The 11,739-nt window shown below is 58.8% G+C and carries 11 protein-coding genes and 1 tRNA gene; 10 read left to right on the top strand and 2 right to left on the bottom strand.

Annotation, left to right across the window (positions count from 1 at the left end; genetic code table 11):
- Nucleotides 1-85 precede the first annotated feature (85 nt).
- Nucleotides 86-1,015: a LysR family transcriptional regulator gene (locus ACPWR9_RS19815; RefSeq protein ID WP_426330798.1), complete on the bottom strand. Its 930-nt coding sequence runs from the start codon at nucleotides 1,013-1,015 to the stop codon at nucleotides 86-88.
- 160 nt (nucleotides 1,016-1,175) lie between these two features.
- Here ACPWR9_RS19815 and ACPWR9_RS19810 point away from each other — a divergent pair, with 160 nt between their 5' ends.
- From ACPWR9_RS19810 to ACPWR9_RS19770, 9 genes are all read left to right on the top strand, one after another.
- Nucleotides 1,176-2,309: an iron-containing alcohol dehydrogenase gene (locus ACPWR9_RS19810; protein WP_426331095.1), complete on the top strand. Its 1,134-nt coding sequence runs from the start codon at nucleotides 1,176-1,178 to the stop codon at nucleotides 2,307-2,309.
- 71 nt (nucleotides 2,310-2,380) lie between these two features.
- Nucleotides 2,381-3,898: an aldehyde dehydrogenase (NADP(+)) gene (locus tag ACPWR9_RS19805; RefSeq protein ID WP_426331096.1), complete on the top strand. Its 1,518-nt coding sequence runs from the start codon at nucleotides 2,381-2,383 to the stop codon at nucleotides 3,896-3,898.
- A 78-nt stretch (nucleotides 3,899-3,976) separates the two neighbouring features.
- On the top strand, nucleotides 3,977-4,435 hold the full coding sequence (locus ACPWR9_RS19800; RefSeq protein WP_426330799.1) for a cupin domain-containing protein: 459 nt from the start codon (nucleotides 3,977-3,979) through the stop codon (nucleotides 4,433-4,435).
- A gap of 224 nt (nucleotides 4,436-4,659) precedes the next feature.
- On the top strand, nucleotides 4,660-6,000 hold the full coding sequence (locus ACPWR9_RS19795; protein WP_426330800.1) for an MFS transporter: 1,341 nt from the start codon (nucleotides 4,660-4,662) through the stop codon (nucleotides 5,998-6,000).
- A 273-nt stretch (nucleotides 6,001-6,273) separates the two neighbouring features.
- A complete protein-coding gene (locus ACPWR9_RS19790; RefSeq protein ID WP_426330801.1) occupies nucleotides 6,274-7,248 on the top strand; it encodes a CobW family GTP-binding protein in 975 nt (324 codons plus the stop codon).
- Between the two features lie 76 nt (nucleotides 7,249-7,324).
- Nucleotides 7,325-8,065 (top strand): nitrile hydratase subunit beta, encoded by a 741-nt coding sequence (gene nthB / locus ACPWR9_RS19785; protein WP_426330802.1) that lies wholly within the window; start codon nucleotides 7,325-7,327, stop codon nucleotides 8,063-8,065.
- Between the two features lie 26 nt (nucleotides 8,066-8,091).
- Nucleotides 8,092-8,715: a nitrile hydratase subunit alpha gene (gene nthA, locus ACPWR9_RS19780; RefSeq protein WP_426330803.1), complete on the top strand. Its 624-nt coding sequence runs from the start codon at nucleotides 8,092-8,094 to the stop codon at nucleotides 8,713-8,715.
- Between the two features lie 8 nt (nucleotides 8,716-8,723).
- Nucleotides 8,724-9,107: a nitrile hydratase accessory protein gene (locus ACPWR9_RS19775; protein WP_426330804.1), complete on the top strand. Its 384-nt coding sequence runs from the start codon at nucleotides 8,724-8,726 to the stop codon at nucleotides 9,105-9,107.
- Nucleotides 9,082-10,140: a HoxN/HupN/NixA family nickel/cobalt transporter gene (locus ACPWR9_RS19770; RefSeq protein ID WP_426330805.1), complete on the top strand. Its 1,059-nt coding sequence runs from the start codon at nucleotides 9,082-9,084 to the stop codon at nucleotides 10,138-10,140. The genes ACPWR9_RS19775 and ACPWR9_RS19770 overlap by 26 nt, the downstream gene beginning before the upstream one ends.
- A 63-nt stretch (nucleotides 10,141-10,203) precedes the next feature.
- Here the strand turns inward: ACPWR9_RS19770 and ACPWR9_RS19765 are convergent.
- A tRNA-Arg gene (locus tag ACPWR9_RS19765) sits at nucleotides 10,204-10,280 on the bottom strand.
- Between the two features lie 228 nt (nucleotides 10,281-10,508).
- On the opposite strand from ACPWR9_RS19765, the gene rocD reads away from it, so the two are divergent.
- Nucleotides 10,509-11,723 carry an ornithine--oxo-acid transaminase gene (gene rocD, locus ACPWR9_RS19760; RefSeq protein ID WP_426330806.1) on the top strand — a complete coding sequence of 405 codons (1,215 nt, stop codon included), beginning with the start codon at nucleotides 10,509-10,511 and terminating at the stop codon, nucleotides 11,721-11,723.
- The last annotated feature ends 16 nt before the right edge of the window (nucleotides 11,724-11,739 follow it).

Genomic DNA, 11,739 nt, shown 5'->3' with positions numbered 1-11,739 from the left:
CATAGGCCTGAGTTGTGGCGGCATGTGGGAGCTGACTTCCTGCATGCCGCTTCAGTGCTTCAGAGAGGCAAACGCCACCGTCGCCTTATGTGTCGGGGCTTTCGACGAGTTGTTTGACCAGTAATTGTGCTGCGGGCGACAGGGGAAGCCCCTTGCGCGTGACCAATTCGTATGGCTCGCTGCGAGACGACAGCTTCACCGGCAAGATGCAGGCCATGCCGTGATCGGCCACGAACCGGGCAACGTCGATGGAGACCAGCGCCACCAGCGAGAGATTCTTTTGAAGCAGGCTCAGAGTCGCGAGCGCCGAAGTGGTCTCCAGCAAATGTTGGGGAAACCGCAGACCCGCCTCGTGAAACTCCCGCTCAAGCAGGAGACGCATTGGCATGTTCGCGCGATAGACAAGCCAGCGATGGTCGGACAACGCGGCCAGAGTCAACGCGCCAGCACCAGCCAGCGGATGATCGACGTTAGCAATCACCGCCAGCGTTTCCTCCTGCAACACCAGGCTGTCGTAGAAATGCGGGGTCTGACTGACGGTGGTACGGCATATGGCAACGTCGACTCGTCCTTCGTCCATTAGGCCTAGCAGCGTGGTACTCGTGTCCTCGACGATCTCGATAGACATGTCGCCATGCTTGGCCACTAGGGCTGTGATCGCGCCGGTCAATAACGGAACGGCCCCCATGATGACGCCGACGGAAACCCGGCCACCCCGCCCTCGGGAGATACCGACAAGCTCCTCTCGCAAATGTGTGAGATCCGTATGAATCAGACGCGCATACCGAACGACGCAATGCCCCATTTCATTCGGCTCGAGACCTCGATTCGTACGGGTAAACAACGGCGCACCGAAGGCCGTCTCGATTTCATGTAGGGCGCGACTTGCCCCCGGTTGCGTCAGAGACACCTGACGCGCCGCGCCGAGCAGCGAGCCGTGCTCATACAGAGCAATGAGCAGGCGCAGTTGCCGCAGATGCAGGCGCGAAATGATCGAATCGAGCGAAGGCGTCATTGGATTAACAAAAAGTCATACCTGTATCAGAACCTCTCAATATCTTGTTACGGACGCGATGCCTATACTAAATCAAACCGGTAGGCATTTAGAAGCTCAATTACATGAGTTGGACCAGAAGCCACCGTCATCGATCAGGTATAACAATTATTCAATAACAATGGCCCTCATCCAATACATCACTCGCATTCAGTTTGACTTTGGCGCAATTCGACTCCTCGCTGAGGAATGCGCGCAAATCGGAATTCGCCGCCCACTCGTCGTGACCGACAAAGGAGTGCGAAACGCAGGCATTGCAGACCAGGTCATCGATGCTATTGGACTGGCGTGCATCGTGTTCGACGACACTCCGCCGAACCCAAACGAGACTGCAGTACGAAGCGCCGTTTCGACCTATCTCGCCAATGAGTGCGATGGCATCATCGCCGTCGGCGGTGGTTCATCGATCGATCTGGCGAAAGGCGTTGCTGTCTGTGCAACGCACACGGGGCCGCTTCGGCAGTTCGCGGTCACGGAGGGTGGACTGCAACGTATCACGTCGGCAACTGCACCTTTGATCGCCATTCCGACGACGGCGGGTACGGGCAGCGAAGTCGGCCGCGGTGCCATTCTGATTCTCGATGATGGCCGAAAGGTGGGTGTCATCTCGCCTTACGTCGTCCCAAGGGTCGCGATTTGCGATCCGGCGCTGACGATGCGACTGCCCCCAACGCTCACCGCGGCGACCGGCATGGACGCCATCGCCCACTGCATCGAGACCTTCATGTCGCCGACGTTCAACCCTGCCGCTGACGGCATTGCGCTCGACGGTCTGTGGCGCGCGTGGCGACACATCGAACAGGCCACGCATTGCGCCGATGACCGCAACGCACGGATGAACATGATGTCGGCATCCATGCAAGGCGCACTCGCATTCCAGAAAGGGTTGGGGTGCGTGCACAGCCTCAGCCATTCGTTGGGCGGTATCAATCCCAAATTGCATCACGGCACGTTGAACGCGATTTTTCTTCCCGCGGTAATTCGATTCAACGAAGTCGACGAGACAGTTCGTCAGGAAGAAAAACTGCGGCGCTTATCACAGGCGATGGGGATCGGCGATTCGATGGACGTTGCATCGGCCGTACAAGACATGACGGCACGGCTTGGCCTGCCAACAAAGCTCTCGCAGGTCGATGTGCCGCAGGACTGGTTCCCGGCCATCGTTAGCGGAGCCCTCAAAGATCACAGCCACAAGACCAACCCGCGTGAGGCGTCCGAGACGGACTACGTGAATCTGCTGGCAGCGTCGTGGTGATTCAACCTCTGGGCAGATCGATCAAGCCCGATCAAGGAGAAGCAAGCGTGTTGACTAGCATTACCGGCGACATGATTATCGGACGGCGCAACGTGCGTGGCACGCAGCCAAATACCTTCGCGTTCGACCCCGTGCGCAACGTTCACCTTCAGCCGCCTTTCGGGTCTGCCGACATTGCACAGATCGACGAAGCATGCGAACTGGCCAGCCACGCGTTCGACACGTTCCGCAGTCTTCCCGCAGACGAACGCGCTCGATTTCTGGAGCGTATCGCCGAGAATATCCTCGATTTAGGCGAGGACCTCATCGAGCGCGCCCGGGCCGAGACCGGCCTGTCCCAGGCTCGCTTAGTCGGCGAACGCGCACGCACGGTCGGGCAACTACGGCTCTTTGCATCGGTCGTGCGAGATGGGCGTTGGCTGGATGTCGCCGTCGATCCAGCCATGCCGAATCGGCAGCCGAATCCGCGTGCCGATCTGCGGCGCCGGAATGTACCGCTAGGCTCCGTGGCCGTGTTCGGAGCAAGCAACTTCCCGCTCGCGTTTTCGGTGGCTGGCGGCGATACGGCGTCGGCCTTCGCCGCTGGTTGTCCGGTAGTGGTCAAGGCACATCCGGCACATCCGGGCACGTCTGAGTTGGTGGCCAAGGCAGTTCGGAGAGCGGCCATCGAATGCGGCATGCCCGACGGTGTCTTCTCCATGATCTCCGGAGCGGCGCACGAAATCGGGAGGGCTTTGGTAATGCATCCGGCTATCAAGGCGGTCGGGTTCACCGGGTCGCGTCAGGGCGGGCTGGCGCTCGCGGCCTTGGCTGCGACTCGCAAAGCGCCGATTCCCGTGTTCGCCGAAATGAGCAGCATCAACCCAGTCTTCGTGTTGCCTGAAGCCCTTGCGACGCGCGCGTCGCTACTGGCACAGGGACTAATGCAGTCGATCAATCTTGGCGTGGGGCAGTTCTGCACGAATCCCGGCGTGATTGTGTTGATCAACGGACAACCCGCACAAGCGTTCGTTGCCGAGTTGACCGGCTTGATGCGTGAGCAGGGAAAACAGGCGATGCTGGCACCGAATATCGCCAAGTCGTACCGTCGATCGACGCACCTTCGTGCTGACGCACCGGGCGTCAGCACCCTGACCTCAATGTCCTCGCCTGACGAAACATGCATCGCTGAACCGGCGCTGTTCGCGGTTTCGGCGAAGGCTTTTCTCGCCGACGACTCGTTGCAGAGCGAGATCTTCGGCCCCGCGTCGCTGGTGGTGTACTGCGACAGCGCGGACGAAATGCTCGTAGTAGCTGAACATCTCGAAGGCCAGCTCACCTGCACAATTCAAATGGGCAACGGAGATCAGGCGTTGGCTCGAGAACTCCTGCCGACGCTTGAACGAAAGTGCGGCCGCATCCTTGCCAACGACTATCCGACCGGCGTGGACGTCTGCCACGCGATGGTTCACGGAGGGCCGTTCCCCGCCACGACCGACTCGCGCTTCACTTCCGTCGGCACCGCTGCGATCGCGAGATTCCTTCGCCCCGTGTGCTATCAAAATTTCCCGCAGGCACTACTGCCGAAGCCGTTGCAGGACGCAGATTAAAAATGTTCATCCCGCATCCGCCGCGATGCATGGATCTTGATTCCACACGATGATTGACCGCAAGAAAAGGAGAGTGCTATGAAAATCGAAACACAAAACACTGCGAATCCGGTAACGAAAACGGACGATCTCCCACCCCGCATCCTGCACATCGACGACATGGAATGGGAGACCATCCGGTGGCCCGGTGAGACCGGCAAGATGCTTGTGCACCCAACGCTCGAAGATCCGACCTTGCCCAACGCTGGCCTTCTGCGTCTTGAACCTGGCGCACATCACCCGTGGCATCGCCACGATTTCGCCCAGATCTGGTACATCCTCGAAGGCGAATTCGTGATTGGCGGCCACAAATGCGGTCCCGGTACTGTGCTGCAGCACGGGGACCCCCACTGCGAAGAAGAATTGACGACCGAGACCGGTGGCCTGATGTTCATCGTCCAGTATCCCGGCCCGACCACTGGCGGGCGCGTCGTCTACGACAAGCGCTTCAACATGGCAGCGCGGAAATCGGTTCAAGAGGAACGCATCGACGTCTGATTCGCCAGCATCGATATCTCGGAAGTGCCCCGAAGGCGCTTCCGAGATATTCGTGAGCGCCACCTCGTCTGGCAAACGCGGACGAACTGGGCGACATCGGAAGCTCTCGGAATTGCCGCGAAGACAGGCGCCAGATTAATTAGCAATGCTATATAAATAACGCAATTCTCAATTCGTCGGAGATTGACTCCTGACGCAGAGAATCGATAGGCTCAGGAGACAAAATGAGTTCGACACCAGGAAATCACGCGACTACCGGCTCAGGCGCGATTAGTCGCAAAGACGCAAGAACGCTCTTTCTGACGTCATTGGGCGGTGCACTGGAATACTACGACTTCATCGTCGCCGTGTTCTTTACCAAGCTGCTAGTGACTGTATTCTTCCCGCCGGAGATGCCAGGCTGGCTCGCGGAACTGCAAGTTTTCTGTATTTTTGCGGCAGGCTATTTGGTTCGTCCGATTGGCGGCGTTTTCTTCGCCCACTTCGGCGACAAGATCGGACGCAAGCAGATGTTCGCCCTGACGCTCTTTCTCATGGCCGCACCGACCTTGTTGATTGGGTTGCTCCCCACCTACCACGCGATTGGTCTTGCGGCCCCGCTGTTGTTCCTGTTCTGTCGCGTACTGCAAGGGCTGTCGGTTGGGGGTGAAGTGCCCGGCGCTTGGATTTTTTGCGCGGAACACGTGCGCAGCGGACGTGCCGGGCTTGCCTGCGGGATTCTGATGTCCGGCCTCTGCTCGGGGATGCTGCTTGGCTCGCTCAGCGCGAAGTTCCTGTTCGTCTACTTCGACACGGCAACACTTGAATCCTGGGCATGGCGGCTGCCGTTCATTCTGGGCGGAGTATTCGGCCTCATCTCCGTGTACCTGCGTCGATACCTTCGCGAGACGCCAGTTTTCGAAGCCATTCGTGCACGACGTGAGGCGGACAGCCGCCCGCCGCTGGCCGTGGTGCTCGCTGACCATCGCCGCAGCATTCTGATGTCGGTACTCCTGACGTGGGTCTATTCGGGAATTTTCGTCCTCTATTTCCTGTATACGCCGACCTTCATTCAGTCGCACTTCGGCATATCCGCCACGCAAGCGTTCTCATACAACTCGTGGTCGATCCTGCTGTTGATCATCGGCGCGACGTTCATGGGCTGGCTGGCAGATCGAATTGGGGTTGGCAGGGCCTATGTGATGGGATGCATTGCCATGCTCATCGTCTCGGTGGCGTTCTTCTATTCGCTGATAACGGGAGGCAGTTCGACGTGGAGCATCTACGTCATCGGCGGCTTCTTCATCGCGACGATCAGCCTCGGACCCTACATGATCATTCAGAGCTTCCCGCCGCAAGTTCGCTTCACCGGCTTTGCACTGTCGTACAACACCGCATACGCCATTTTCGGCGGCACTGCTCCGGCGCTGATGGCGCTCTTTGCAGCCGAAAACATGCTGATGGCACCCGCCTGGTATATCGCGGCACTGTGTGTGTTGGGCGTCATTCTGGGGATCGTCTGGCGAGCTCGGGCAACGGTTGGCAGTACGGCAACATCGGAGCTTTCCGTTGGCGCGGTCACCTGATTGATCGTTGCACCGAAAAAATCCCGCCGGGTCAGCTCACATCCCCGGCGGGACGCTTCTTTGGTGACTCGTTCCCATAGGCGTTCAAATCCCGACCTCGGGTTTCGAGAAGAACGAACGGGCAGTGGACCATCGTTGCGACGCCCCCAGCGCAGGGGCATGGGTCAAATCGAGCCAAAGTAAGGAGGAAAACGGACAACAGGATTTGTTTGCCACACAAGCCTCACCCCTCACAGATATATTAAATATCATCAACAGAGGGGAGGAACGGCTATGACCATCCGACGCGTTCCCGCAACCGTCGTCACTGGATTTCTCGGCGCTGGGAAGACGACATTCGTCAATCATCTTTTGAACTGCAGCCGGGAGAGGCGCATCGGCATCGTCGTCAACGAATTCGGTGATATCGGCATCGATGGCGAACTGATTGTCGCCGAAGAGAACGCCATCGTAGAGATCAGCAACGGCTGTGTGTGCTGCACCGTGCGCGGTGATCTTGTAACGAGCATCGTCACCCTGCTCGATCGCTATGGCAACGATCTCGACCATTTGATCGTCGAGACTTCCGGCCTCGCCGATCCGGCACCAGTTCTGCAAACGTTTCTAGCCGACGCCGGTCTACGCGAACGAGTCGAGTTGAATTCGGTTGTCGTCTTGGTCGACGCGCTTCACGCGCAAGAGCAACTCAACGACGACATCGCTTCCGAACAGGTTGCGGTGGGTGACCGAATTGTCCTCAACAAAACCCGCGAGGCCTCGCCAGAGGCCGTTGATGCTTTGTGCACAAGGCTGCGCCAACTCAATCCCGCCGCGACAATCGATCTGACAAATCACGCCAAGGTCGACGCCGACAGTCTGTTCTCTCGCCGCACCTTTTCAATCGACCATCTCCTGAGTGTCGAGCCAGATCTGCTCACCGGAGACGATCATGACCACGAACACGACACACGTGTTCAGTCATGCGGATTCAGGTTTCCCGAACCACTCGATGCGGCTCGCTTCGAGCGGTGGGCCAACCAGTTGGTGCAACGCAGAGGTGCCTCGCTCCTGCGCATGAAAGGGGTGCTCAACCTCAATGGAGAGGGACGTCGCGTGATTTTCCACAGTGTTCACATGCTGATGGAAACCCGTTTCGACCGGCCCTGGAACCGCGATGTCTTGCGTGAGACCCGATTCGTCGTGATTGGTCGTGACCTGGATGTCGGCGAGATTGGTGAAGGGTTGCGAGCGTGCGCGGCGGCGATTTGAACATCGGCGCTGTGCGTTCTAACCGACATGCGGGCGCATGCGGTCAAGGGATACAAACACAGAGGGGAAACAAGCGATGAAGCTGCAACATCATATTGGCGGCATCGAAAATCTCGGGCCAATCAATCTCGACACGCGAGTGTTCGCCGAAGCATGGGAGCGCCGCATCTTCGGCATTCACACGTCGATGATGGCGCAAAGCGCGCACCTAGCCCACGCCAAGACTGCTTATCCCATTCGCGACCTTGAGACAACCTTTCATAGCGATTGGACGTGGGCATCCTTGCGAACGGGGGCCGAAGGAATGCAACCCTTCGACTACTTTAAATATCGCTACTACGAAAAATGGCTCGGCGGCATTGCCCAGTTCTTTATCGATGCTGGCTATATCACCGAGCAGGAGCTGTCCGAAAAGACCACTCTCTATCGCCATCAACCCGACGCTGCATTGCCCGAGCGGGAAAACGTTGCCATCGATGATCAGATCAGCACGTATCTCCGGCATGGCGATTCCGGCCATCACATTACCGAGCACGCAGCGCGATTCAAGCTCGGCGATTCGGTACGCATCGCGGATCCGGACGCTGTCGAGCACACACGCCTGCCGGGCTATCTGCGCAACAAACACGGTGTCGTCGATTTCGTGTATCCAGGTCTGTTTTCGTATTTCGTGTCGACCGGTGTCGACGGCATTGGGGCACCCATGACCGTCTATCGGATTGCGTTCAACCCGGAGGACATTTGGGGAAAGGAGCCGCGCGAAACCAACACCTTACTGTATGCCGACCTATACGAAGCCTACGTCACGCAAGCTTGAACTCAACAGATCGTCCGGACGCCATCATGAACGAAATATTCGGTTACCCCAGCGATAGGGAGTTGTCGAACGCCGCGAAGGTTCGCGCGCTAGAGGCGCTGCTGATAGAGAAGGGCATTATCAGCAGCGATTCTGTCGACACAGTGTTGCAACATTTCGAGTCCATTGCTGGACCGTTCAACGGCGCGAAGATCGTCGCGCGCGCATGGGTCGATCCCGACTACAAGCGCCGTCTGATCGACGACACGCCAGCCGCGATTGCGGAACTGGATTTACCACTCGGTATGACGGGTGCGGAAGGGGAGCACATGGCGGCCGTCGCCAATGACGCTGATGTGCACAACCTTGTCATTTGCACGTTGTGCTCGTGTTACCCGTGGCCGGTTCTGGGCCTTCCCCCTTACTGGTACAAAGATCCGATATTCCGAGCACGTGGCGTTCGTGAACCGAGAAACGTCCTACGTGAATTCGGTGTGGACGTACCGTCGTCAAAGGAGGTGAAGGTATGGGACAGCAGCGCGCAGATTCGCTGGTTCGTCATACCGGAACGCCCAGAGAACACCGACGGGATGAGTGAAGCAGATCTGAGCTCACTCGTCACTCCGGAATCGATGATGGGTGTGGCGCTCGCACGCCTGCCCGTTGCCTAGGACGCGGCATGTTTACCCGCTTCGAGGAATATGCGACGGCTGCCATGCTGGGCCATGTGGACTCGCCCCCGCGCGTCGAAGGGCGATTGCTATTTACCCATCGCTGGGAGCACGACGTATTTGGCCTCGCCCTGTCGTTGTCGAAAGCCGGCTGTTTCGAATGGGAGGATTTTCGCCAGCGCCTGATTACCGCTATCGGCCAGTGGGAAGCCGGTGGTTGCGCCGATCAACCGCCCTGGGACTATTACGAGCGATTCCTCGAAGCGCTCCTGAGCGTCATCGAAGCCAGCGGCACGCTCGAGCCCCAGGAACTCGTGGCTGCGTTCTCGCTGCGGGCACCACAACACACGTCCAATGGAGACAAGGATGCGACAGACGAACGCGGCGATTAAGCCCGCTTGGCGGGACATGCCGACCAGGCGACGGATCGTCGCGATGTACGGGGTGCTTGCTCTGGTCAATATCGTTGCCTGGACTTGGGCGTATCTGGTGCTACGCGCCTCCCCTGCATTGATCGGGACAGCGTTTCTTGCCTACAGTTTCGGCTTAAGACATGCGATGGACGCCGATCACATCGCTGCGATCGACAACGTGACTCGCAAGCTGATGAACGACGGCAAACGTCCGATATCGATCGGGTTCTACTTTGCGCTGGGCCATTCGATGACTGTCATGCTGGGGTCCCTCTTCGTGGCGATCGCAACAGAGGCTCTCGTCCATCACTTCGACTCGCTGCGGCAGACTGGTGCCGTAATCGGCACGATGGTGTCTGCGCTTTTTTTGCTGGGCATCGGCGGTATCAACCTGGTGCTTCTTTTCGATCTGGTCCGAACGTTCCGCCGCGTGCGCAGCGGCCGGACCGACGAAGCGGGTCACGCGGCCGATCACGGTATCCAGGGCAATTTGCTGGCCCGACTGTTCAGACCGCTCTTTCGTCTGGTCCGCGACAGTTGGCTCATGCTCCCGCTTGGGTTGCTATTTGGGCTTGGCTTCGAGACCGCGACCGAGATTGCATTGCTGGGCACATCCGCCTCGCAGGCCTCGGCCGGCTTCTCACTTTGGACCATCCTAGTGTTCCCGTGCCTTTTCGCCGCGGGGATGCTCACCATCGACACGACGGATGGGATCATCATGATCGGTGCTTACGGCTGGGCGTTTGTGAAGCCGTTGCGAAAGCTTTACTACAACCTGACGATTACCCTCTTATCCACCGTCGTTGCACTCCTCATCGGGGGAATCGAGGTCATTGGATTGATCGGGAAAACCATGCAATTCTCGGGCGACTTCTGGCATTACATCGATCTTCTGAACAACAATTTCGGGCTGCTCGGCTATGGCATCGTCGCAATATTCGCCATTGGGTGGATCTGCTCTGCGCTACTTTATCGATGGAAGGGATACGATCGCGAAATCTCGCTCACCTGATCTTTGAATAGGCGATCAGCGCAATCGGAATGACGGCTAAGTCTTAGATTTTCTTGCAGATGCTGGCCTGCCCAGAGGGATTCGAACCCCCGACCGTCGGCTTAGAAGGCCGATGCTCTATCCAACTGAGCTATGGGCAGTGCGTGTTGGCGGCGACCGAGTGTCGCTGCCGGAAGGTTCCAGGGCGTTAAGCGCTTTGCGGTAGATGATTCGCAATCGCAAACCGCACGCAAATTGCACGTAAACGCCCGAGGAATCGGCGATTATAGCGCACGCGCATGCCAATTTCATCAGCGCTGCCTCGGGAGATGTCCTCTTTACGTGCCACTCCCTTCCCATCTAGACTGCTGATGTGGAGGGACGCGCTCATGAACGAGATCGAACGCGAACAACGCTACGGCGCACATAATTACGCCCCGCTCCCCGTCGTGCTCTCGCACGCCAAGGGCGTCTGGGTCTGGGATGTCGAAGGCACCCGCTATCTCGACATGATGAGCGCTTACTCCGCCGTCAGTCACGGCCACGCCCACCCTCGCCTTGTCGCCGCCCTCACCGCCCAAGCACAACGGCTCGCCATCGTCTCGCGTGCCTTCTATTCCGACAAGCTCGGCGCCTTCCTCGAACGCCTGTGCGACCTCACCACCCTCGGCGGCGCCCTGCCAATGAACACCGGTGCCGAAGCCGTCGAAACCGCCATCAAAGCCGCCCGCCGATGGGGCTACAGCGTCAAACGCATTCCCGCCGAAAAAGCCGAAATCATCGTCGCCGACGGCAATTTCCACGGCCGCACCACCACCATCGTCGGCTTCTCGTCTGAGCCCGCCTATCGCGCCGATTTCGGCCCGTTCGCTCCCGGATTCGTGCGCGTGCCCTTCGGAGACATCGACGCCGTACGCGCCGCCATTACCCCCAACACCTGCGCCGTCCTCTTCGAAACGATTCAAGGCGAAGGCGGTGTCGTCGTGCCACCCGACGGTTTCCTGCGCGCGCTGCGCGATCTATGCACCGAGCAGAACGTGCTCATGCTGCTCGATGAAATTCAATCCGGGCTCGGGCGCACCGGGCGATGGTTCGCCTATCAGCACGAAGGCATCGTGCCGGATGGGGTGATGCTGGGCAAGGCGCTGGGTGGTGGATTACTGCCAGTCTCGGCATTTGTCGCGCGACACGACGTTATCGACCTGTTCGAGCCCGGCAGCCACGGCTCGACCTTCGGCGGTAATGCGCTGGCCGCTACCGTCGCGCTCGAAGCACTCGACGTCATGGCTGATGAAGACCTACCCGGTAGAAGCGCGGAAATGGGGGAATATTTGCTCTCTCGCCTGCGCGCGATTCATTCGCCGGTCATTCGAGAAGTGCGCGGTCGCGGCCTTTGGGTCGGCATCGAAATCGATCCCGCATTGGCCGACGCGCATGATCTGGCGATGCGTTTACTGCGCCGTCACATCCTCGCGAAAGAAACCCGCTCGACCGTGTTGCGTCTCGCACCGCCGCTCATCATCGAGCGCGCGGAAATCGATATGTGCGTGAGCGCACTCAAAGCGGTGCTAGCGGAGGCCGAAGCCGAGCAAATCACCGCTTAGTGCGGAGACCCGTGCG

Source organism: Pandoraea pneumonica, assembly GCF_049918595.1.
GTDB classification, from domain to species: Bacteria; Pseudomonadota; Gammaproteobacteria; order Burkholderiales; family Burkholderiaceae; genus Pandoraea; species Pandoraea pneumonica_A.
Note: the sequence above shows the minus strand (reverse complement) of the source record. Positions and strands in the feature narration are given on the sequence as shown.